Here is a 23,422-nt window from a genome sequence, read left to right on the forward strand (position 1 = left end):
TCCTCCGGTTTTACCGGGGGACTTTTTTTATAGATCAATGACTGATCTTCATTCACCTGAAAATCACTAAATCTTAGCAGTGTTATGAAAAAAACCTTTTTCAATTGTTTACTGGGAACCGCCCTGTTATTGGGTTCCGGCAGTGCATTCGCACAAAAAGCACAGTCTTTATTCAATGGTAAAAACCTCGATGGCTGGAAAGTATATGGTACAGAGAAGTGGTACGTGGAAAACGGAGAACTGATCTGCGAAAGCGGCCCGGATAAAGAATATGGTTACCTGGCCACCGATGGGCAGTACAAGGACTTTGAGCTCACCGTACAATTCAAACAGGAAGCCAATGGCAATAGCGGCGTGTTCTTCCACTCTTCATTAGAAGGCACCAAAATCACCGGCTGGCAGGCAGAAGTAGCGCCGCCCGATATGCATACCGGCGGTATCTACGAATCTTATGGCCGTGGATGGCTCATTCAGCCCGATAAAGAGAAGGAAAAATTTCTGAAAATGGGCGAATGGAATACCATGAAAGTAAAGGTGCAGGGCGACAATGTAACCACCTGGCTCAATGGTCATGAAATGATCACCCTGAAAGACGACAAGATTGGCGCGGCCAACGGCCAGATAGCCCTCCAGATCCATTCCGGCGGCGGTATCAAGGTAAGATGGAAAAACATCAAACTGGTGCCTTTAAAATAAATACACCGTTGAATGCACTTTACGGACAAAGTAATATTAATTACAGGCGCCAGCTCGGGTATAGGCCACGAGCTGGCGCTTCTGCTGGCAAAGGAAAAAGCCCTGCTGATACTCGCAGCAAGGAACCAGCCCGCCCTGGAAGCAGTACGCAACCAATGCCTCCTGTACACGCCTCATTGCGAAATATTGCTGATGGACGTAACCGATGAAGTCCAGGTAAATGAAGGCGCCCAACGCGCCCTTCAATTTTTTGGGAAGATAGATGTCTTCGTGAATAATGCCGGCGTTACGCAACGGTCCAAACTGATAGATACCTCCACAGCGGCTATCCGCCAACTGATGGAAGTGAATTTCTTTGGTGCGGTGATGCTCACCAAAGCCCTGCTGCCACATTTCAAAGAACAGGGCAGCGGCCAGATCGTGGTGATTAGCAGCATGGCCGGCCTTATGGGCTATCCCTGGCGCTCCGGCTATAACGCCGCCAAACACGCCCTGCAGGGGTACTTCGAAACACTGCAAACCGAACAACCCATCCCCCGGTTATATACCACCATTGTTTGCCCGGGCCGCATACACACGCCAATTACCTATTCCGCCATCACTGCCAACGGCGAGCCTTACGGAAAAATGGACCCCGGCCAGGCGAATGGCATACCGGTTGACCGCTGCGCGCGGCAGATCCTCAAGGCCATGCATAAACGAAAAAAAATAGTGCTCATCGCCCGGGAAGAAAAGCTCCTGCTATGGATTAAAAGATATTTTCCACCACTGTTTTATGTGATTGCGCGCAAAGGGAATTAATTTGCAGCAAATTCAACAAACGTATGGACCTGTTACTGCAACAAATAGCTGCGGCTACCACCTATCTGCAATCCTTTTCCTTTGAACAGCCGCGTGTAGGCGTAGTATTGGGCACAGGCCTCGGGGAACTGGTAAATCATATTAAAATAGCCCGTTCCATTCCCTACCAGCAAATCCCTCATTTCCCTGAATCTACCGTAGAATCACATAAAGGCCACCTGATCCTCGGGCATATCGGCGAAACCCCGGTGATCGCCATGCAGGGCCGCTTTCATTACTATGAAGGCTATACGATGCAGCAGATCACGTTCCCCATCAGGGTGATGAAAGCGCTGGGCATTCAGCAGCTGCTGCTCAGCAATGCCGCCGGTGGCATGAATCCGGATTTTAAGAAAGGCGACCTCGTATTGCTGGATGATCATATCAATATGCAGCCGGAAAACCCGCTGCGGGGCCTCAACTCGCCGGCATACGGTCCACGCTTCCCGGATATGAGTTGCCCTTACCATCCGGAGCTGGGTAACAAATTACAGGCGGCTGCCGCATCACTGGGCGCCACGCTAAAAAAGGGTATATACGTATCCGTTATGGGGCCGAACCTCGAAACACGGGCGGAATACCGCTTTCTCCGCATGATAGGCGCAGACCTGGTGGGCATGAGCACCGTGCCGGAAGTAATTGTGGCCAATCAGCTGCAATTGCCTTGTGCTGCGGTTTCCGTGGTAACGGATGAATGCGACCCGGATAACCTGCACGCCGTTTCCATAGAAGAAATTATTGCTGTAGCCGGCAAGGCGGATAAATTGCTAAGCGGACTTTTTGCGGGGGTGATTACCGGATTGTAGCGTAGGTTGTCTTTCTCAGGATTACGCTGATTATACTGATTACTTTGAGTTTTTTAAATAAAACAGCGGCTTCGATGAGCCGCTGTTTCTTTATTTTTTTCCGGAATTATCGTCTTTTTCATCTTCGTTCTCCTCATCATCATCGTCTTCCTCTTCCTCTTCTTCTTCTTCTTCCTCATCCTCATCTTCATCTTCCACACCAGGTCCACTGACTACCAACAACTTTTCTCCTAAAATGGCATCTTCCATCATATCATCCGGATCTTTATCGCCATCGTCCTCATCTTCTTCAGTATCTTCTTCTTTCTCCTCTTCCACATCTTCTTCTTTTTCTTCTTCTCCGGAGATGACATCTTCCACGATACCATCGGGATCTTCGATTTCTTCGTCAGTGGTACGGGGAGCAGTGTCCTTCACGGCATAAGGGTCTTCGTCTTCTTCCTCCCCGTCCTCTTCGGCGGTACTGGTGTCGCTTTCACCTTCTTCTCCGCCGCTGAGTTCTTCATTTACTTCTTCAATAATATCATCAAAACGCACAATTTCATCGTCAGGTTCCACTTCCTCATCTTCTGAGGCGGGTGGCTCTTCTTCGGCGTCCGGGGCGGGGGGGGCCAGGTGATCCAGCTGGTGATCGGGGTCCAGGAGTTCTCCGTCTTCCGACACCATCAGGGAATGGGCTGTTTCTGCTTCGGCGGTATGGGTGCTGTGTTCTCCCCGGCCGAGGGTAGCGGTATCGTCGGTGATAAGGGTAGGTTGCACCATTTCCTCATCAAATAATTCTTTCAGTTTAGGCAAATCAGCTACAGAGCTGATGCCGAAGTAATCCATGAAGGAACGGGAAACGGCGTACAGCAGCGGTTTACCGGGTTGGTCTTCGCTGCGGCCGGTAATCACGATCAGTTCCTTTTCCAGGAGTTTCTGGATAGAATAATCGGTGCTTACTCCGCGGATATATTCAATTTCGCCTTTGGAAATCGGCTGCCGGTAGGCGATGATAGCCAGGGTTTCCAGGGCGGCAGTGGAAAGGCGCTTCAGGAATTTATCCCCGTTGAGCTGAGCCACTGTCTGGTAATATTCTTTTTTGGTGAGGAACTGGTAGCCTCCCCCGCTGCTACGTACTTCGAACGCATAAAATTCAGAGTTGTATTTCTCCCTGATCGCCTCCATAGCGGCTTCCACCTGATCCAGGTTGGTACGGTCTTCCAGAAAAGCCAGTGCATTGTTGAGCAGATCCACTATTTCCAGCAAAGGTAACGGCCGGTCGGCGGCGAAAATTAATGCTTCCACGTGCGGGATGATCTGTGATATTTCCATACGTTAACAGGAGATGTGGATTTACAAAAAAGGTCAAAGACCGAAAATACAGTCTTTGACCCTAATCTGAAAATATTAATTCAGTTGTTGACTTAGTGTTAATAACCCCTCTATCCTTAGTTCGCCAATGCCGCCGCACCACTCACGATTTCTGTGAGCTCGGTGGTAATAGCAGCCTGACGGGCACGGTTGTAAGAGATCTTCAGGGAACGGAGCAATTCGCTGGCATTTTCTGTAGCCTTATCCATCGCAGTCATACGGGCGCCATGCTCGGAAGCGTGGGAATCCAGGATGGCTTTGAAGAACTGGGTGTTCAGGATCTTAGGCATCAGTTCAGCAATCAGGGTATCTTTTTCAGGTTCAAAGATGAAGTCCGCTTTCAGACCACTCTTTTCCTTATTTTCTACTTTCGCGATTGGCAGGAACTGCTCTGCTACAAAGATCTGCGTAGCAGCATTTTTGAATTCGCTGTAAACGATTTCAACGGCATCGTAAGTACCATCGGTAAAACCCTGCAAGGCTACTGCTGCCGCTTCTTTCACGTGATCAAAAGTAAGACTGCCAAAAAGCTGCCAGAACTTATCATTTACTTTGTAACCGTTCTGTACAAAGTGATCATATCCTTTTTTACCAATTGGTAAGATTTCTACCTGGCCCTGTTCAAACTGTTCAGCATACTTTTCGCGGATCACACGTTTAGCTGTTTTGATCAGGTTGGAGTTAAAGGCGCCGCACAACCCCCTGTCTGAAGTGATGACCACAATCAGTACTTTTTCAACCTGACGCTGAGCTGCCAGTGGTGTATCGATATTGCCTTCGCTGTTGGAAACAATATTCTGCAACATTTCCTGAAGCTTTACGGCATACGGACGCATCAGCATGATGGCATCCTGTGCACGTCTTAATTTAGCAGCACTTACCATTTTCATGGCTTTGGTGATCTGCTGACCAGATTGAATAGATTTGATTCGGTTACGAACTTCTTTAAGCTGTCCGGACATATATAAAAATCAATTACGAATTACGAATTATCAATGACCAATGCAGGGATAGCCTCCTGAATTTGGCTGCAAAGGTAAGCAATGGCCGTTTAATTTGAAAATCCGTGGAAAGATAATTTAAACTTTCTTTCCTCTTCTGATAATCAACTATTTATACATGCCTATCGGTTACAGGGTGATGCTGGTTCCCAGTACCTGCAGAAACGCTGCAATCCACTGCGGATGAGCCGGCCATGCGGGCGCCGTTACCAGCTTGCCATCTACCACCGCCTCGTAAACATTTACAGATACATAAGTACCTCCGGAAGCGGTTACCTCCGGCGCTACTGCCGGGTAAGCCGTCAGTTTCTTTCCACGTACCACGTCGGCAGCCGTCAGGATCTGGATACCATGACAAACAGCCGCCACCGGTTTATCTTCCAGGAAAAAATGCCTCACCAGCTCCAGCACATTTTTATTCAGCCGCAGGTATTCCGGGGCACGGCCGCCGGCTATTACCAGCGCATCGTAATCAGCGCCGGCCACATCGTTAAAAGTGGCATTCAACACAAACCCATGACCCGGCTTTTCACTGTAAGTCTGGTCTCCTTCAAAATCATGGATGGCCGTTTTGATTTTATCTCCTGCCGCTTTATCCGGACAAACTGCATGCACATCATGACCAATCATCTGCAGCATCTGGAACGGAACCATTGTTTCATAATCTTCTGCGTAATCTCCTGTCAGTAATAATATCTTTTTCTGTGCCATAGAATTGAAAGTTTTATTGCGTTAAAAAAGGCTAATGAAGATACGCATTTAGCTTTTAGCAAAAATGTAGCAAACGATCATGGTGTGATCTCCTGCTGCATTTTTTTACTCCCATAATAATTTTTGTTTAAATTCGGCTATGGGTTTATAATTCAGGCCATTAAAGTTTTCATGTTAAGCTCATCATTACCCTATATCAAAGCAAATTCCAGATAGAAATGAAACAATTAACCTATTTTCTTACAAAGAAATTTTATCTGCCACTGTTATTTCTGGGTGCCGTAAGTTTCGGACCAGGGTGTCAGAAAGCAAAACACGCCGATCCCTGTGAAGACGTACTGAGCGAAGGCATGCCTACCCAGGTGGGGATAATGTTTATAGATGGACAAACAGGAGAGAATATTCTTTTGTCAAAAAATATTGATACTGCCACTATAACAATTACCCCGGAGCCGGCAGATCTTCCTTCAGAACGGGGAGTGATAGAAAAACGACCGGGGGCGCCTATGTATGGATCGCTGATTTTTCATATTGCTGATACAAAAAAGGGCGCATTCAAATATAAAATAAACATTCCCTCTGCAGGAAGTGCTATCCTGTCTTATATTAATAAGGAAATAAAATCAGACAGTAAATGTAAACCGTTTTATATCAGTGTAACTGATCCTGTAATTGAGGACCATCAGTTTACAGTTTCCCGCACCACCTCCCGGCTGATATTTAAAATAACGCTTTAATTTTCATTTCATCATAACCGGTAACTGCTACTCATAAAATACAGTAGCAGATACCGGTTTATTTTATCTGCCGGCATTTATCCTTCCGCCAGCAATTTATCCAACAATGCCTGCAGCGCAGGATTGGAAGGCCGCAGCGCATCGGCACTCACAATCTTCCCATCGGGCCCGATCAGTATAAAACGCGGAATGGCATTGATATTGAATTTCTGGATGAAATCAGATTGAAAATCTTTATCCGCCAGCAACTGTATGCCTTTCAGGTTTCCTTTCTGCACAAAATCTATCCATTTTTGTTTGTCTGCACTTTTGTCTACCGACAGGCTTACAAACCGGATCTTTTTGTGTTCATACAACGCTTCTATTTTCGACAAATGCGGGATTTCCATTTTACACGGGCCGCACCACGTTGCCCACACATCTATATAAACATACTCACCGCGTAAATCTTTCAGAGAAACTTTCTTGCCATTAACATCTTCATAAGAAAAATCGGGAGCAGGCGTATTGTCGCTGTAAGTATTGGCATTGCGGTAAATTTCCCGGATCTCTTTCAGGTAAGCAGGATGCTTTGCACTAGCCACGTAACTGTTATACAAACTATCCCGCACCTGTTTATCCTTCAGCATTTTTAAAGCATTCCGGGTGCCGGTATAAGTGTAGTACTGGAGCATAAAAGAATCGCTGATTTCGCCCTTTGAAATATACAATCCCATCAGGGTCCGTATATTATTATCCTCTACAGATGCTTCAAATAAATGCCTGTATTTGTAATACTGGATAGTAGAAAGATACCGATCCAGCACCTCCCTGTACCAGGCGGATTGTTGAAACAATGCAGCATCATTCTTATCCCAGTCGCTCATTGTCAGTTTATCCAGCAGCGCACGTTCTGTGCTGTCAAGCCTTTTCACATGCATGGCGCGGCCTGCTTCCTGCATGAGCCGCTGGTATGCTGTATCTTTCCTGTTACCGGTTTCCATCAGTTTATAAAACGCCTCCTGCTTCTTCAGGTCCGTTCCGTAATAGAGGCTGTAGTGGGCTAATACATATTTACCGTAGTACGCCAGGTCCTTACCGGCCATCTCCCGGAAAAATACGCTGGAGGATTGGTCAAACAAATGTTGCCCATCTTTCACGAAAGCATCCATCTTCCCGATAAATTCCGGAACAGGGGTATACAAAGCTTCCTGCCCAAGCATATATTCGGGGTCGGTGGCTACATATTTGGATAATGCTTTCCGTGCGTCTGCAGTGGCATTGTTTTCAAAGCTACCCTTGCCGCTGAAGCGGTAAGTACTATCTGGCGCCAGTGCCATCTGAAGCTGATAGCCAGGCTCCAGGTACACCTGCCCAACGCCGGTGAGGGAATAAAATCCCTTTGCAGGCAGGGCTACTTTTGAATGAAAGGTGCCGTCTCCATTTACAGGAATCAGCAGGTCGGCGCCGGTCATATTTTTCAGGTGCAGTGGTGTGGTAATATCGTTGCCACTCAATTTTCCTGAAAGCGTAGTAGTCGTTTTCTGCGCAGCAGCGGTTGTAAACAGCAGTGTGCAGGATATCAGTGCGGAAATAATATTTTTCATATAAGATGATTAACGGTCATTTAATTGCATGTCTGGATTAAATTGTTGTACACGGGCGGGGATCTGGAAAACGTACTTCTTGCTGCCTGGTTCCAGCGTGGCTTTCAAAGCGCCGGTGCCGTGCACTCTGCGTTCTACGAGCGGCATCCGCCCTTCGCGGTCGAGGCGTTTCATATCCATCCAGCGTTGCCCGCGGAAAGCCAGTTCCCTTCTGCGTTCCTGCAACACTTTCGTTAACGCGTCTTCCTTTCCGGTAGCAGTTAGCGGCGTATAAGCGTCTGTTTTAAACCGGTATTTCCGCAGCTCATTCACTATGTTCATGGCGGCCCCGATTTGATTATCACGCACCAGCACTTCTGCTTTTGTCAGGTACATTTCCTGGAATGTAGTGCCAAAATTGGCGTAGCCGTTTGTGCCGGAAAAGTAATAGTCATCAGGAAAGTCGTCGAATGCATAAGTGAGCAACAGTTTCCGGAGATCACCGGCTTCGTATAAATCACTCAGCGCGTGTTGCATGCCCATCATAGAAGGAATCGTATAATCCAACGAAGCGCGTTGCCAGAGCACTTCCGGGCTCAGGTCCGTTTCCGGGAATGAGTAAGGATCTTCGTAATCATTATAATTGACCATGCTATGCGGCGCCGTTAATGCCAGGTCGGTATACTTCTTCGTATTTTCATAATCCTGCATGTAGAGATAGATCCTCGACAGCAAACTATACGCAGCATATTTTGTGGGCCGGTACTTATTGAGATTGGTGAGCGGCAGCGAGGCAATGGCATCCGTTACATTGGTGAGGATCGTATCCAGCGTTGTTTGCACAGAAGACCGTGGCGGCGTTTTATCGGTCACATTTGTACTCCTTACCAGTGGCAAGCCCGGATCATTCGCAGCGGTAGCCGGATTATAGGCTTTTGCAAACAGCGTCAGCAACATAAAGTAACAATCTGCACGGATCACCAGCGCTTCCGCCAGTGTGGAAGCACGGGCCGCCGGCGTACCATCTGTGGTAGCCATTACATTATTGATGATCACATTGGCATTGTAAATAGTGTTATACAGATCGCCCCATGCAGCGGGGTTTTCTTTTTCATTCTGGTCAATGCCAGGGCGCCAGTAAAAAGCATTGGCTGGCGGTACCGTGCTCAGGTCATCAAATTCCTCGTAATAATCGTCTGTACAATACAACAATGCAGGCGGAAAGGTAAGCGTCATTGACCTGGAATTCAGCATCAGTTGGTAATCGCTCAGCTTCTCCGGAATCACGATCCCTTTTGGCTTTACTTCCAGGAACTTATCACAGCCGGAAAAAGCAGCGATGGCAAGTAAAAGGATAAAGACAATATTGATTGATCTCATAGATGAATGATTAGAAGTTAGTAAAAAGGGAAATGCTGTAAAGTGGCCGTTGCGGCAGTTGGCGCACCCCACTGGTCCGGTCTATCGCTTCCGGATCAATGTCGTTTCCGCTAAACGTATAGTAGAACAGGTTCTGGCCCTGTAACCGGATCTGCGTTTGGTTAAGTCCCATCCGTTTTATAAAATTAAACTTCGGGTTATAGGTAATGATCAGGTCACGCAACCGGATATAATCCGCCCGGCGTACGAACTGCGATGCATACTGGTAACCGTAACGGGCATACGAAGAAAAATAGAATGGATCCTGTGCAGCACCTGGTGTAAACCCGGGAATATTGGTATGCAGTTCATCTCCTGCTTTCTTCCAGTAATTGGCAGATCCTTCCAGTAATGATGCGCTGTAAGTACTCAGGTTTACAGGATTGGGCTGTTCTACCCGCATCACATGACCACCATAATACATGAAGAGAAATGACAGGTCAAAGGCGCCTATGGAGAACTGGTTATTCAGGCCCAGTACATATTTGGGAGTGGTAGTACCGTTGTAGATCAGGTCCTCAAATGCTACATCTACCTTTGCATTACCATAAAAATACAGGATATGCTGGCCTCCTTTCCGGTCATACACAAATGGTTTGCCCATGTTCGTTAGTCCGCCGTAATTATAGCTGAATAACGCATCCATCGGATACCCCTGCCGGTTAATACGGCTACTGGTTATATCCTCTGTACTTTCATATTCACTGGCTTTTACCGCCAGTACTTTATTATTGTTTAATGAAGCAGTAAGACTTGTACGCCACCCGAACCGGCGGTTTTGTACATTCACGGTAGAAATCAGCAGATCCACGCCGCTATTCCGGATAGTAGCGGTATTGGCATTATACTGGTTAAACCCGCTGGTGGGATCAGCATCATATTGTCCGAACACATCTCCCGTTCTTTTATAATAATAATCCACAGAACCAAACAGGCGGTTGTTAAAGAACCCGTAGTCAAGGCGCAGGTTATAAGTGCGGGTGGTTTCCCAGCGCAATGACTGGTTCTCGGGTGTTATCACATAAAAGGACGGTTGGGGTACCACAAACACATTGTTTAGCTGCGAAGCCAGGATCAGGAAAGGGCCGTTGTTACTCACCGGCACATTACCATTGAAACCCGTAGTAGCATTCAGCTTCAGCTCACTGATCCAGGTGTTGTCTTTCAGAAAATCCTCCATGTGCAGCCGCCAGGCGGCGCCGGCTGACCATAACGGACGATATTTATATTTGGGGTCCACACCAAACAGGTTGGATTGGTCGATACGGTAACTGCCGGTAACAATATATTTACTGTTGTAGATATAGGTGCCTTGTGCATAGTAAGAAAGAAAGCGCCGGTCGGCACTGGTTTCATTGACATAATCCCTCATGGCAAGAGCACCGCCGAACTGGGTTACATCCGGGAAGGCAGAATTGATATAAAGGCTTGCACGTTGCAGGTTAACGGGTCTGCTGATCAGCGATTGTCCGTCATACCCGAAGTAACTGTTAAGATAGCTGTCGTTAGTGGTTTTTCGCTGTTCTACGCCCAGGATACCCGACATTTCATGCCGGCTGTTGGCAGAGCGTTTATCAAAATTCAGTTGTGCGCGCAGGGTGTAGTTGATGGCTTTCTGATCCGTCCTCCGGAGAATATTGCCCTGCGGAATGTCGATGAACATCGGTTTCCCACTGGGGTCTTTGGTGGCTTTAAGGTTCAGCAGCCTGCGTACGGTGTAAGATTGTTCATCCAGGAAGTTGTCCTGGATGCCTTGCTGCCGTTCATAATTACCGCCTACTTCGGCAGACATCCAGTCTGTGATCTTTCCTTCCAGGCGGGCCTGCACCCGAAACGCATTTGTGTTGACCTTAGTTGTATTGGCAGTGAGTTCCCGGTAAGGATAATAAAGCTGGTCATATAATCCCAGGGCGATCAGCCGGTTGTTCCTTGCCCGGTTTACACCAAAGTTGAGGTAGTCCCTATTCACTCCCTGGGCTACCGGCAGCGGGGTGCCATCGGCATCAGCCAGCTTTTCATAAGGATAAAAATCATTCATGGGAGCGGTGGTGCCTTTCTCCGATTCTGCATGCGAATACACGCCGCGAAAATCCATTTTCAGCCGGTTGGAAAGCTGGTAGGTATTGGCAAAATTCAGGATCAGCTGGTTGTTCTTCGATCCTACATTCACCGGTTGCTCCGCAATGTAGTTCACTCCCAGCAGGTAAGTACTTTTTTCATTTCCGCCGCTTACATCCAGGTTAAGATTGGTGGCCTGCCGTGTACGGAAATAGAGGTCTTCGTATTCCCGTGTATTATCATAGCTCCTCAGCGAATCCAGTTTCTGCCGTGCTGCCTCCGGGCTAATGCGTTTTTGCTGCTCGTCGAAGAGGATGGCAATGGCAGGAGCCATGGGCCGGTCATAAGCGGTATAGCCGATTTCATTCGGATTGGCACGCTTAAACTGTGCTTCCTGTAAGGTCACAAATTCCTTTGCACCGGCAAACTTCAGGTAGCCAAAGTCGGGCGACTGCTGCAATGCAGTAGTCGCGCGCAAACTGAATTTTGCCTTACCGGATTTCCCGCGCCTGGTTTCTACCACAATTACACCGTTGGAAGCGCGCACGCCATAAATGGCGGCTGCGGCGGCATCCCGCAGTACAGAAATAGAAACGATATCAATAGGATTGATGGTGTTAAGATCTATTTCTGTAGGAAAGCCGTCCACCACTATCAACGGCTTCTTTACCGCATCAAAGGTAGAAACGCCACGGATAGATAACTCGCCGGACTGACTGTTATACACCAAACCAGGGACCTTGCCTTCCAGGCTTTCCAGGAAGTTACCGGTAACGGCTACACGCTGGTCGTATTCTTTTTGCGTTATCACAGAAGCGGCGCCGGTCAGCTGGTATTTAGGAATCTTTTTGTACCCCGTGGAAATGGTTACATTTTCCAGGTTCCGCACATCTGCCTGAAGGGCGATGCGGATATCGCTGCGGCCATTCACGGCAACTTCCTGCGAGGTATAACCGATCATCTTTACCATCAGTGTTGCTCCGTCTTCTATATCGGCAGTGATCAGGAAAGCGCCGTCATCATCGGTAACGGTACCACGGGTACTGCCTTTCAACAGCACGGTTACACCGGGCAGGGGTTCCCCCTTTTCATTGACCACCGTTCCTTTTAACAGGACTGGCCGGGCAGCCGCCAGGCTGGTTTGTGCGGGGTTCGACGCCTGCTGTGAGCGTGGCTTCCCCGTTACAAGGATGGTATTGTTCCGGATCACATATTTCAGCGGCTGCTCTCTGAACGCAAGGTCCAGGAACGTTTCCAGTTGCATGTTATGCGCATCTACCGTCACCTTTCTGGCATCTTTCAACAGGTCAACATTATACACCACCAGGTACCCGGTTTGCTCCCTGATGACGGAAAACGCTTTCTCAAGCGGTACATTTTTTCCGGAAAAGGTGATCTGTTGCGCATAGCTGCCCGCGGTTACATGCAGGAATGCAGCTGTAAGAAGAAGCATGGTCAGTTTCATGACTTTCAGTATTGGGATCCCCATTCGGTAAAGGGATCCTTCGATTTTAGTTGACAACCGGGCGCTGCACATAGCTGGTGCTCCGGGGGCATGCGGGCGTCGCATACCTTTCCCGGACCGGTTACAAAGAGCATTTAATTGCATAGCTTTGCAATGGTTTAGTTGATAAATAAGCAGTCTTGCGGGACTTGTTTTTTTCAGTTAAGCCAATCTTTAACCGGAAGTGCTTCGAACCGCTTCCGGTTTTTTGTGGCATATGACCTGGTTGATAAAAAAATTAAGGCATGACCGTCAGTTTTCTTCCCGATAATTTAAAATGAACCCCTGATTCCTGCAGGAATTCCAGCACGTCTTTCAGTTCAAGGTCCCGTCCCATTTCGCCGCCGAAAGTAATGGCCGGGATATTTTTTTCATACACTACTTCTACATCATACCAACGGGCAATTTGCCGCATTACCATTTCCAGCGGGGCCCGCTGGAAATTGAAGATGCCGTTTTTCCAGGCAATTGCCTGACTGGTATTGGCATGCGCATCTACCGTAATGGATCCGGCTACCACCGCCTGTTCCCCGGGCAACAATACCTTGCTGGCGGTAGCGGATTTTACGAGGATCTTTCCCTGCAGCAGGGTAGTCCGTGATGCCGATTCATCCGTATAGGCGTTTACGTTAAAGCTGGTGCCCAGTACCTGGATGGCCGTGCCGTTGTCTGTTTCCACGGTAAAAGGTTTGCGGGCATCAGCGGCCACTTCCAAGTAGGCTTCTCCCGTAATCATCACATTCCTTTCTCCTGCGGGAAAAGCAACCGGATACCGGATGGAAGATGCGGCATTGAGCCAAACGGTGGTACCATCCGGCAGTATTACCTGGAACTGGCGGCCCCTTGGTGTAGCCACCGTGTTGTAGGCAAGCAAAGCGGATGAAGCTCCATTCCGGCTGTTGTACAACAACTGTCCGTTCCGGAGCTGTACGTCGGTGCTTCCCTGCTGCGTGATCACGCCGTTTTTCAGGCTGTCCAGTACCACCTGCGAACCATCCGCAAGCGTAAGTATGGCACCTTCCCTGCCTGGATGGATGATGTTGTTGGAGCGTTGCGCTATTTCCATATGTGCTTTCTGACGGGTAAGGAAATAAAGGCCCGTACCCAGCAATAATAAAACCGCTGCCGCCGCCCACCAGGTGCGCATGCCCACCACTCGTGCACGCGGGAGCGGAGCAGTACGGCGGTTCGCTTCTTCCAGTATATAACTAAACACTACCTGTTTATCTGCCGGCATTTCACCGGGGTAGCTACTTTTTTGCAGCACCGCTGCTATGGCAGCTTCCTGCATATCTACGTCTCTTTCTTCCAGCACCCATTGCCGGAAGCGCTGCAATTCCTCTGTGGTAATGCTATCGTCCAGGAATTTTTGTACAAGGTGCTGAAATTCGGATGGCGACATAATGATGCGTTGTTAAAATGGTAATAGTACCTGCAACCCGAAGGTCATTCCAGGTAAAGACAACCAGATGAGCAGGGGTAAGACGTTTGGAAAAAAATATTTTTTATCTGTAGAGGAAAAAGATCACGATTCCCAATTTACCGGCATTTTTGCCAAGATGCCTGCGAATCGCCAGGAGGCAGCGGACCATATAGGTTTTGGAAGAAACAACGGAAATATTCATGCGGCGGGCAATCTCTTCATGCGTTAACCCTTCCTGCCGGCTTAGCAGGAATACCGTTTGCATTTGTGGCGGCAGGTTTTTAATGGCCTGATGAACAGCTATTTCCAGCTCCTTATATTCTATCCGTTCCTGCGGTGTTAAATTATTGTCCCTGAAATAAGCATGCAGCAACTCTGCGTTCTCCACCGGCAACACCTTTTTCTTTAGCTCATTGCGGATTACATTCCTGGCCACTGTAAACAGCCAGGCATCAAAGCGATCTACATCAGCCAGTTTCAACCGGTTCATCCATATCCGGATAAATATTTCCTGTGTGAGGTCCTGCGCCAGTTCTGCTGATTTCGTAAAATGCAGCGCATTCATATACATCCTGTCCGAATACCGGTCAAATAATACCCGGTACGCCTGCTCGTCCCCGGCAGCTACCTGCCGGAGCAGTTCCCGTTCGTTGTCTGAATTATTGGACATCCTGAAATGTGCTATCCTCCGCAGCTATTGGTTGATTTCTGCTAAAAGTAGCAAAAAAGGTCAAAAAAGGGGCTGACCAATTTTACCTGGCCAGCCCCTTTTTGATTTTTTTTGAAAAAGAAAGAAGTATTAATATCCCGGGTTCTGCGGGAACTCGTTCACTGTTCTATCGATCTGGTCCTGCGGAATAGGCCGCAGCATATGTGTAGGCTTGATGTTACTACGTGCTTCGTCGTTATGCAGCTTCACTCTTTCCACCAGTTTATAGGTGCGGGTGAGGTCAAACCAGCGCAGTTGTTCACCTACCAGTTCCCGGCCTCTTTCATCCAGGATAAAATCGATGGTCATGTCTGCGGCGGTTACGGTCATCGCATCACGGTTAGCCTGTGTTTCGGCAGGTGTAGCGCCAATACGTGCAGATCTCCAGCGCACCACATTTACGAGGTCGGCGGCTTCCTGTTTTTTGCCATCCATCATCAGGGCTTCTGCTTCTATCAGGTAAGCTTCGGCAAGACGCATCGCTATAAAGGGTCTTACGCCGGAAGCCTGGTTATCAGGACGGAGCGCATCGGCAAATTTATTCAAAGAAGGATACAGCTTTTCAGTGTACAATCTTGGTGGCACCAGCATATAAGGTTTGGTGGCAATCACTGCGTCGGATACGTCATAACCAGGCAGGAACACAGCGGTATCGCCTGTTTTCAGGTTATCAACCGGTGCATTGGTTCTCCACAGGGTGGTATAGAATTTTTCATAACGTACATCGTGTATCCTGTCTTTATACAGTGTATCGATCAGGAACTTTGTAGGTCTGAAACGCTTCCAGGGCGTGCCGTTGGCCAGATCGCGCTTCATCCCTTTCAGCACATCATACTGCATCAGGAAAAAGCGGCAGGCGTTGTTATCAGGGTAACCATAAAGCGGGTCGGTGGTGTATTGCGCTGCCCAGATGGTTTCATCGTTATTTTCTTTTCCCTGTGCCCATACCTGTCCAACGTCGGCGAGTAATTTGAAGCCGTAGTTTTTAATGACCATGTCGGCATACTTGGCGGCATTGGCATAGTCTCCTGCTTTTGCCTGCGGAGAGGAGGCGCGGGTGAGGTAAACTCTTGCCAGCAGGTGTTCTGCGGCAGGCTTGGTAGCACGGCCCCATTCTGCCTGTGTAGCCGGCAATTCAGCTTCTGCTGCAAGCAGGTCGTTGATCACGGCATCGTAGATGGCGGATACTGAGTCGCGGTGAGCTTCTCTTATAATTTCAGCGTTTTCGTGCAGGCGTAAGGGTACGGCGCCAAACATCTGCATGAGTACAAAATGATAATGCGCCCGGCAGAACAGCGCTTCGGCCACGCCTTTTTTCTTTACTGCTTCGTCGAGGTCGGGGATCTTGTCGGCCCGGTCTACCACCACGTTACAGGTGTTGATGGTTTGATAGAAGCTGTTCCACACTTCCCTGACATGATCATAACGGGAATCCAGCTGTGAGGTATACTGACTTGTAAATTTGAAGTTACCATCCGAACCGTTGGTGATGATATCGGTACCGGTTTCCGTAAGCGTCATACCGCGTTCTGTACTGTAAAAGTTGCGCATAGACACGTAAGAGCCATTCACGGCTGTTTGAAAGCCGGCTTTAGTATTATAGAAATCATCTGTTACGTTGGTGACAATCTCTTCATCCAGCATTTTATTGCAGGAGGCGGAACCAACGGCCAGCAGCATGATGAGAGGAACTATATATTTCATAACGTTTTCTTTTAAAGATGTTTAATCAGGATCCGTTGATTTAAAATTTGGCATTTATTCCGAACTGCAGCATCCAGGTGGCTGGTGCATCGATGCCGATCACATTTACGTCTTCAGGATCAACTCCTTTCCAGGTTTGGCGGTAAGGCGCCAGGATCATTGGATTTTTCACTCCTACGTTTACCCGGAGATCCTGCATGCGCATACGTTTCACCACAGCGTCCGAGAAGGCGTAGCTGAGTGTTATGCTCCTGATCTTAAAGAAGGAGCCATCAAAGTAGCTGAGCGACTGGTAGTTGCTGGGGCGTTCCTGGTTGGCATTAGGCCGTGGGAAATCGTTGGTGGGATTGGCCGGTGTGTTATAATCGATATTCAGGTTATTATAGCGGCCAAACAGGGTATTATAGTTCTGGTAGAAGTCACTTTTGATCATACTTCCCATACGGGCAAAGGCTACAATGGACAATTCAAATCCTTTATAGGAGAAGCGCTGGGTAGTACCTGCCGACCATTTAGGTTCCGGGGAACCGAGAATCTGGCGGTCGTTTTTAGCATCGATGAGCGTATCTTTATTTACATCTTCCAGCCTGATTTCTCCTGGCTTCAGGTTGTAAAGTTTAGCCAGCTGGGCATCCTTTTCCTGCCATACGCCAGTCTTCTTAAAATCATAGTATACATAGGTAGGCTGACCTACAAACCAGGCGTTTCCAATATCGGCAGTTCTGCCATCGCCGAGCGACAGGATCTTAGACCTGTTCAGGAACATGTTGGCATCCATTTTCCAACTGAATCCATTAGGGTTGTCGATAATGGTGGCGCCTATTCCGAATTCAAAACCGCGGTTCTGGGAAGTACCGAGGTTCATCAGCACTTCATTAAACCCATTGCTGAACGGGAGCGACTGTGGCATGAGCAGGTCGGTAGTGCGTTGGTTGTACCATTCCACCACACCGGTGATACGGCCGTTCAGGAATCCGAAATCAATACCAATATCGGTAGAGGTGGTAGATTCCCAGGTGAGGTTAGGATTACGCAGATCGAGCGGTACAAAGCCCAGCACGCCTTTGTTTCCGAAGGAATAAGGAATCCTGCTCAGGTTACCCTGTGTAGCATATGGGTTAATACCGGTGTTACCGATACGGCCAAAGCTGGCGCGCAGTTTCAGGTTATCCAGGACTTTCTGTTCTTTCAGCCATTTTTCACTTACCATGTTCCAGGCTGCTGCAATGGAGGGGAAATAACCCCATTTTTTGCCGGGTGCGAACCGGGAAGATCCATCCGCACGAAGGGTGAGGGTCAGGAGATAGCGGTCGTCATATCCATAGTTCAAACGGCCCATATAGGAAAGGATGGTCCAGGAACTAAGGCTGCTGGTTACGCCGGTTACGTTGAGCGACTGACCCAGGTTGTAGTATTGTTGTGTTTCTACCGGGATACCTCTCACGTTGGTAGTAGAAATATCTACGTTCTGACGTTGAACGCTGTATAAGCCGGTGAAGCCGATATTATGTTTTTTGATTTCTTTGTTGTAGGTAACGATGTTTTCAATGGTGTACGCCATGGTAGAAGCGTTTCCTTTGGAAGCCGTAGCGTCGCCACCGCCGATCAGCAGGTTGGTATTGTTTTTACCCTGGAAAAGGCCATAGTTATAGTTCTGCACATCCGGACCTACGTTGAGGCGGTATTTCAGGCCATCTATGATTTCCACTTCTGCGAACAGGCTGGTGAAGATGCGGAAGCGTTTCATTAATTCAACGCGGTTACCGGGGACATAATCCAGTAACGGGTTAGGCTGCTGGCTATCGCCGGTGGGATAGGTGATCAGCTTTCCATTGTCGTCGTATGGAGCGGCGATGGGCAACATTTTCAGGGCATTGTCTATCCCGTTGTAGGTTTCGCCGTTACGTTCACTGTAGGCGCCCAACAGGGTAGCTCCCACGCGAACGCGGTCGCCGATCATCTGGTCGATGCCCACATTGAAATTATAACGCTCGTAATCCTGCAGTTTCAGTACGCCCTGGTCTTTGAAGTAACCCAGTCCCACGGTGTATTTTGTTCTTTCTGTACCGCCGGCTACGCTGAGGCCGTGATTGGTCTGATATCCCGGAGAGATCATCAGGTCTTGCCAGTCTACGTTTGTGCCTTTCTTGATATTGGCGTATTCAACGGTATTAAATATTTTCTTGTCGGAGGCATCGGGGTTGGCATCATCGTATTTGCCGATGGTGCGGTTGGCTTCCCGGCGCATTTCTATGAAGCGGTTAGCGTCCATCATGTCGGATTCGCCGAGCTGTTGTACATAACCGTAGGAGCCGCTGTAGGAAACCACGGGTTTTCCTTCCTTGCCTTTCTGGGTAGTGATGAGTATTACGCCATTAGCGCCCCTGGAGCCATAGATAGCCGTTGCGGAGGCATCTTTCAAAATATCCATCGATTGTATTACTCCTGTACCGATATCGCTGAGTGTACCGGCGTAAGGGATCCCGTCTACTACATAGAGGGGGTCGTTGCCGGCCCTGAGGGAGCGGCTACCGCGGATACGCACGGTAGGTTCATCACCGGGCTTGCTGCTGTTGTTGAGTACTTCCACACCGGGAGCGCGGCCCTGTAAGGCTTGCTGCGGGTTGGTTACCGGTACGTCCTGGATAGCTTTGGTACCTACGGAGGAAATGGAACCGGTTACATCTTTTTTCTTCTGCTGGCCATATCCCACCACCACAATTTCTTCCAGTTTTTTGCGGTCTTCTGTTAAAACTACGGAAACGATTGCACGACCTTTTACAGGTTCTTCATACGTGTTAAATCCGATGTAGGTAAATACGAGTACTGCGTTGGCGGCATCTGTAACTTTGAGCCGGAAATGTCCCTGGGCATCTGACTGGGTGCCTGCATTTTTCCCTTTGATAGAAACGGTTACGCCAACCAGTGGTTGCTTCTGGGCGTCGAGAACATTACCTTCTATGGTAATTGGGGTGCCTTGTGCCTGGGTGAGTTGGTAGAATAGCAAACATGCTATCATACAGATAAGACGTGAAAAAACTTTTTTCATAACGTAGTTTATAATGATTGTAGATAAAGAGTATTACTTTTTCGATTTTGGCTGTTGCTACGTGGATACTTTCGGAACCAAAATAAGATATTTTTACATTGCTGCAATCGTTTGCATGAATATTTTTATTTCTAATTCTGTAAAACCACATATTAGTCAGATTATCATGTGGTTAAAAAATAAAAAATAAGATTAAAGTTTTGCAATCGGTTGTAAAAATCATTTTCATTGTTTATTTTGGTCACCTTATTCCGTTTAAGTTATGAAAAAGACGATCCTTTTATTTGGCACCCTGCTGTGTATGTATGGTGGCCTTTTCGCTCAGAAAGCCCAGTGGCAGCAGCTTTTCAATGGTAAAGATCTGAAAGGCTGGAAACAACTGGGGGGTGAAGCAAAATATAATGTGCAGAATGGCGAGATCGTGGGCACCACGGTGATGAATACGCCTAACTCTTTCCTGGCTACTGAAAAAGAGTACGGCGACTTTATCCTGGAGCTGGAATTCAAGCTGGGCAAGGAATTCAATTCCGGGATCCAGTTCCGGAGTCAAAGCAGGCCCGACTACCAGAATGGCCGTGTATTTGGCTACCAGATGGAGATTGACCCATCCGACCGTAAATGGAGCGGTGGTATTTATGAAGAAGGCCGCAGAGGCTGGCAGTACCCGATGGAACTGAACCCCGCCGGTCAGAATGCCTTTAAAAAGGACGGCTGGAACAAATACCGTATCGAGTGCCGCGGCAATGAAATGCGTACCTGGGTGAATGGCGTACCTACTGCCCACCTGGTAGATACTGCACTGCCAAAGGGTTTCATCGCTTTACAGGTGCATAGTATCGGCAAAAATGCGGCTGACGACAACAAAAATATCTACTGGAAAAATGTAAGGCTGATAGAAAACCCGGCTGCTTCCCAGTATTCTCCCTACGACAACATCTACGTTGTTAATAATGTGGATAACACTATTTCCGGCCAGGAAAAGAAAAACGGCTACCAGCTGTTGTGGGATGGAAAAACCAGCAAAGGTTGGAGAGGCGTGTATAAAAAGGACTTCCCCACCAAAGGCTGGACCATGCAGAATGGGGTGCTCATGATTGGTCATTCCACGGGAGATGAAGAAGGCAGCGGCGGCGACATTATTACGGAGAAACAATACGGTGCTTTTGAACTGGAATTTACCTTCAAACTAACGCCGGGCGCCAATAGCGGGGTAAAATACTTCGTGAGCGAATCCTACGAAACAGGAGGCAAGTCGGCTATCGGGCTGGAGTACCAGGTACTGGACGACGAAAAGCACCCGGATGCCAAATTAGGACGTGATGGAAACCGTACTTTAGCAAGTCTTTACGACCTCATGACAAGAAAACAGGAAAAACGTGCCATCAACCCTATTGGAGAATGGAACAAAGGTCGTATTATTGTGTATCCAAATAATCACGTAGAACACTGGTTAAATGGATTTAAAGTGTTGGAATACGAGCGTGGCTCCCAGGCCTTCAAAGATCTGGTGGCGATCAGCAAGTATAAAAGCTGGAAGAATTTTGGTCTGTGGCCTGAAGGGCACATCCTTTTACAGGATCATGGTAATGAGGTTTCTTTCAAAAGCATTCGAATAAAAATTCTTAAATAATATTTTTTACCTTTTTTTTCATTGTTCACTGTTCTAAATAAGCATTCCGATTCTTCGGAATGCTTTTTTTCTTGGATAAAACGGTAAATTACTACCTGTTCACAACCCATCAATATGAAAATGTTACAACGAAAAGGCTACCTCCTCCTGTCGGGGGCTTTGCTGGCCGCGGCTTGTCAGCAACCGGGCAGTCATAGTAACCCGCAGGCCACGCAGGACTCCCTGCGTCAACTGGCCACGCGGTACTACAATGAAAGCATGGCCCTGAACCCGTTGCAGGCTACCCAGAATGGGGAAAACCAATACAACGACCAGTTGCCGATAGACATCAGTGAAGGTTACCGCGCAAAAGCCGATTCTTTCTATGCCAGCTTCCAGCAGGCCATTAAAGGCATTGATACAGCAGTCCTCTCCGGCAACGACCGTATTACCTACGACATGTTGCAACGGGAGTTCAGCATCAACCGCGAGGGGCTTACCTTTCACGATCACCTGATGCCGGTGCAGCAGTTCACCTGCCTGCCCATCACGCTGGCGCAGCTGGGTTCGGGGTCTTCTGCCCAACCTTTTAAAACGCTAAAGGACTACCATAACTTCATGCATCGTATGGAGCGCTTTGCCATATGGACCGACACGGCCATCGCCAATATGCGCAGGGGAATGGCCACCGGCTATGTATTGCCGCAAAGCCTGGTGGTGAAAGTGATTCCGCAGGTAACAGACCTGGCCAAAAAAGATACTGCCAATAACGTATTCTATTCGCCGCTGAAAACGATCCCGGATTCGCTGGATGCAGCCACCAAAGCAACCCTGGTGAAAGAGTACAGCGCGGCCATTGAAACATACATCCTGCCTTCTTTTGCGAAGCTGCGCGACTTTATGCAGCAGGAATACCTTCCTAAAGCCCGCACCAGCAGCGGCATTGGCGCTATTCCTGATGGTAAGGCGTATTATGCTTTCCTGATAAAAAGCTGGACGACCACCGACCTTACCCCCGAAGAAATTTTTGCTTTGGGAGAAAAAGAAGTGGCACGGATCCGCGGTGAAATGGAAGCAGTGAAGAACAGCACTGGTTTCAAAGGCGATCTGCCGGCCTTTTTTGCGTCGGTGCGTACCGATAAGAAGCTGCGCATCTTTAAAACACCTGCTGCTGTCCTGGATTCTTTCAAAGCCATCGAGGACAAGATCATGCCCGGTGTAAAAAAAATGTACGGTCATCTTCCCAAAACAAAATTTGAAATCCGCCAAACCGAAGCTTACCGGGCTGCTTCCGCCTCCGCAGAGTATATGCAGGGCAGCGCCGATGGTACAAGACCGGGCGTATTTTACGTGCCTATCCTTGATGCAACAGACTTTTCATATACCGGTATGGAATGCCTTTTTTTACACGAGGCCATTCCAGGTCATCATTTCCAGATTTCCCTGCAACAGGAAAACGACTCCCTGCCTAAGTTCCGCCGTTTCTCGTGGATTGGCGCCTATGGCGAAGGTTATGCCCTGTATTGTGAAAGTTTAGGAAAAGAACTGGGATTATACACCGATCCTTATATGTACTTTGGCCGTTTAACAGATGAAATACACCGGGCTATTCGTTTAGTCGTGGATGTTGGTTTGCATACCAAAGGCTGGACCCGTGAGCAGGCCATCAAGTACATGATGGATAATGAGCCGGTATCCACACAGGAAGCTACCGCTGAAATTGAGCGGTATATGGCCATTCCCGGCCAGGCGCTTTCCTATAAGATCGGGGAACTGAAGATCCGCGGACTGCGGAACCAGTATACAAAGTCGCTCGGCAGCCGGTTCAGCTTATCATCTTTTCATGATGAGTTGCTGAAAGATGGTTGCGTGCCACTGTCGGTGCTGGAACAAAAAATGGCGCGCTGGGCAGCTGCCCAACCTTAGTAAAGGCTTATCCATATTGACTTTCGGCTTGTATTACACCCCCGGGGGTGATAGTACAAGCCGAAACTTTTTTACCTGAAAGGGATTAAATTTCGATTAAGAAAAAAAACGATGTTCCCTTGAAATACCCGCTGGTACGGGGCAAAGGAATTTCCTGCCGGAAGGAAAGTTCATTTTAACATTCAGGATTGGTTTTTATTTCCTATTTTTATAGGGCAGTTTCATTCACTATTACAGCTTAGATTTACGTTAACCACACATACTTCATATTTTAATATGTTAGTCTGTGCATGTAAACTATTGACACATGTC

Annotated in this window: 16 protein-coding genes; 6 read left to right on the forward strand and 10 right to left on the reverse strand. The window is 48.1% G+C overall.

The genetic code is table 11. The features are described 5' to 3' along the window. Positions 1-84 precede the first annotated feature (84 nt). Genes AB6805_RS18830 through AB6805_RS18840 form a run of 3 tightly spaced genes read left to right on the forward strand, consistent with a single transcriptional unit; the run spans position 85 to position 2,342 of the window. A complete protein-coding gene (locus AB6805_RS18830; RefSeq protein WP_370910992.1) occupies positions 85-696 on the forward strand; it encodes a DUF1080 domain-containing protein in 612 nt (203 codons plus the stop codon). A 12-nt stretch (positions 697-708) separates the two neighbouring features. Beyond that, positions 709-1,497 (forward strand): SDR family oxidoreductase, encoded by a 789-nt coding sequence (locus AB6805_RS18835; protein ID WP_370910993.1) that lies wholly within the window; start codon positions 709-711, stop codon positions 1,495-1,497. Between the two features lie 23 nt (positions 1,498-1,520). Next, positions 1,521-2,342, forward strand: coding sequence for a purine-nucleoside phosphorylase (locus AB6805_RS18840; protein ID WP_370910994.1), 822 nt, complete (start codon positions 1,521-1,523; stop codon positions 2,340-2,342). Between the two features lie 90 nt (positions 2,343-2,432). Here AB6805_RS18840 and scpB read toward each other — a convergent pair whose 3' ends face one another. From scpB to AB6805_RS18855, 3 genes are all read right to left on the reverse strand, one after another. Next, positions 2,433-3,656: an SMC-Scp complex subunit ScpB gene (gene scpB, locus AB6805_RS18845; RefSeq protein WP_370910995.1), complete on the reverse strand. Its 1,224-nt coding sequence runs from the start codon at positions 3,654-3,656 to the stop codon at positions 2,433-2,435. Between the two features lie 116 nt (positions 3,657-3,772). Then, a complete protein-coding gene (gene atpG, locus AB6805_RS18850) occupies positions 3,773-4,657 on the reverse strand; it encodes an ATP synthase F1 subunit gamma (RefSeq protein WP_079469563.1) in 885 nt (294 codons plus the stop codon). 168 nt (positions 4,658-4,825) lie between these two features. Beyond that, positions 4,826-5,407, reverse strand: coding sequence for a DJ-1/PfpI family protein (locus AB6805_RS18855; protein ID WP_079469564.1), 582 nt, complete (start codon positions 5,405-5,407; stop codon positions 4,826-4,828). A gap of 218 nt (positions 5,408-5,625) precedes the next feature. Here AB6805_RS18855 and AB6805_RS18860 point away from each other — a divergent pair, with 218 nt between their 5' ends. Then, positions 5,626-6,144, forward strand: coding sequence for a hypothetical protein (locus AB6805_RS18860; RefSeq protein WP_370910996.1), 519 nt, complete (start codon positions 5,626-5,628; stop codon positions 6,142-6,144). Positions 6,145-6,221: 77 nt separating this feature from the next. Here AB6805_RS18860 and AB6805_RS18865 read toward each other — a convergent pair whose 3' ends face one another. The 7 genes from AB6805_RS18865 to AB6805_RS18895 form a co-directional block, all read right to left on the reverse strand. After that, entirely contained in the window at positions 6,222-7,730 is a 1,509-nt protein-coding gene (locus AB6805_RS18865) for a TlpA family protein disulfide reductase (RefSeq protein WP_370910997.1), read from the reverse strand. A 9-nt stretch (positions 7,731-7,739) separates the two neighbouring features. Then, positions 7,740-9,089 (reverse strand): RagB/SusD family nutrient uptake outer membrane protein, encoded by a 1,350-nt coding sequence (locus AB6805_RS18870; RefSeq protein WP_370910998.1) that lies wholly within the window; start codon positions 9,087-9,089, stop codon positions 7,740-7,742. A 10-nt stretch (positions 9,090-9,099) separates the two neighbouring features. Beyond that, on the reverse strand, positions 9,100-12,651 hold the full coding sequence (locus tag AB6805_RS18875; protein ID WP_370910999.1) for a SusC/RagA family TonB-linked outer membrane protein: 3,552 nt from the start codon (positions 12,649-12,651) through the stop codon (positions 9,100-9,102). A 277-nt stretch (positions 12,652-12,928) separates the two neighbouring features. Continuing rightward, positions 12,929-14,092: a FecR family protein gene (locus AB6805_RS18880; protein WP_370911000.1), complete on the reverse strand. Its 1,164-nt coding sequence runs from the start codon at positions 14,090-14,092 to the stop codon at positions 12,929-12,931. Positions 14,093-14,195: 103 nt separating this feature from the next. Beyond that, entirely contained in the window at positions 14,196-14,783 is a 588-nt protein-coding gene (locus tag AB6805_RS18885) for an RNA polymerase sigma factor (protein WP_370911001.1), read from the reverse strand. A gap of 129 nt (positions 14,784-14,912) precedes the next feature. After that, positions 14,913-16,526 (reverse strand): RagB/SusD family nutrient uptake outer membrane protein, encoded by a 1,614-nt coding sequence (locus tag AB6805_RS18890; protein WP_370911002.1) that lies wholly within the window; start codon positions 16,524-16,526, stop codon positions 14,913-14,915. A 40-nt stretch (positions 16,527-16,566) separates the two neighbouring features. Continuing rightward, positions 16,567-19,575 (reverse strand): SusC/RagA family TonB-linked outer membrane protein, encoded by a 3,009-nt coding sequence (locus AB6805_RS18895; protein ID WP_370911003.1) that lies wholly within the window; start codon positions 19,573-19,575, stop codon positions 16,567-16,569. Positions 19,576-19,837: 262 nt separating this feature from the next. Between AB6805_RS18895 and AB6805_RS18900 the strand changes: the two genes are divergently transcribed. Next, the gene (locus AB6805_RS18900; protein ID WP_370911004.1) at positions 19,838-21,205 is read left to right on the forward strand and encodes a DUF1080 domain-containing protein; all 1,368 of its coding nucleotides are present in this window, start codon (positions 19,838-19,840) and stop codon (positions 21,203-21,205) included. Between the two features lie 114 nt (positions 21,206-21,319). Next, on the forward strand, positions 21,320-23,110 hold the full coding sequence (locus tag AB6805_RS18905) for a DUF885 family protein (protein ID WP_370911005.1): 1,791 nt from the start codon (positions 21,320-21,322) through the stop codon (positions 23,108-23,110). Positions 23,111-23,422: the final 312 nt, after the last annotated feature.

Origin of the sequence: Chitinophaga sp. RCC_12, assembly GCF_041360695.1 — a bacterium.
Lineage (GTDB): Bacteria > Bacteroidota > Bacteroidia > Chitinophagales > Chitinophagaceae > Chitinophaga.

What these genes read in the sequence shown, in the direction of transcription:
- AB6805_RS18830 (WP_370910992.1), top strand. Translation starts at nt 85, where the DNA reads ATGAAAAAAACCTTTTTCAATTGTTTACTGGGAACCGCCCTGTTATTG.
- AB6805_RS18835 (WP_370910993.1), top strand. Translation starts at nt 709, where the DNA reads ATGCACTTTACGGACAAAGTAATATTAATTACAGGCGCCAGCTCGGGT.
- AB6805_RS18840 (WP_370910994.1), top strand. Translation starts at nt 1,521, where the DNA reads ATGGACCTGTTACTGCAACAAATAGCTGCGGCTACCACCTATCTGCAA.
- scpB (WP_370910995.1), bottom strand. Translation starts at nt 3,656, where the DNA reads ATGGAAATATCACAGATCATCCCGCACGTGGAAGCATTAATTTTCGCC.
- atpG (WP_079469563.1), bottom strand. Translation starts at nt 4,657, where the DNA reads ATGTCCGGACAGCTTAAAGAAGTTCGTAACCGAATCAAATCTATTCAA.
- AB6805_RS18855 (WP_079469564.1), bottom strand. Translation starts at nt 5,407, where the DNA reads ATGGCACAGAAAAAGATATTATTACTGACAGGAGATTACGCAGAAGAT.
- AB6805_RS18860 (WP_370910996.1), top strand. Translation starts at nt 5,626, where the DNA reads ATGAAACAATTAACCTATTTTCTTACAAAGAAATTTTATCTGCCACTG.
- AB6805_RS18865 (WP_370910997.1), bottom strand. Translation starts at nt 7,730, where the DNA reads ATGAAAAATATTATTTCCGCACTGATATCCTGCACACTGCTGTTTACA.
- AB6805_RS18870 (WP_370910998.1), bottom strand. Translation starts at nt 9,089, where the DNA reads ATGAGATCAATCAATATTGTCTTTATCCTTTTACTTGCCATCGCTGCT.
- AB6805_RS18875 (WP_370910999.1), bottom strand. Translation starts at nt 12,651, where the DNA reads ATGAAACTGACCATGCTTCTTCTTACAGCTGCATTCCTGCATGTAACC.
- AB6805_RS18880 (WP_370911000.1), bottom strand. Translation starts at nt 14,092, where the DNA reads ATGTCGCCATCCGAATTTCAGCACCTTGTACAAAAATTCCTGGACGAT.
- AB6805_RS18885 (WP_370911001.1), bottom strand. Translation starts at nt 14,783, where the DNA reads ATGTCCAATAATTCAGACAACGAACGGGAACTGCTCCGGCAGGTAGCT.
- AB6805_RS18890 (WP_370911002.1), bottom strand. Translation starts at nt 16,526, where the DNA reads ATGAAATATATAGTTCCTCTCATCATGCTGCTGGCCGTTGGTTCCGCC.
- AB6805_RS18895 (WP_370911003.1), bottom strand. Translation starts at nt 19,575, where the DNA reads ATGAAAAAAGTTTTTTCACGTCTTATCTGTATGATAGCATGTTTGCTA.
- AB6805_RS18900 (WP_370911004.1), top strand. Translation starts at nt 19,838, where the DNA reads ATGAAAAAGACGATCCTTTTATTTGGCACCCTGCTGTGTATGTATGGT.
- AB6805_RS18905 (WP_370911005.1), top strand. Translation starts at nt 21,320, where the DNA reads ATGAAAATGTTACAACGAAAAGGCTACCTCCTCCTGTCGGGGGCTTTG.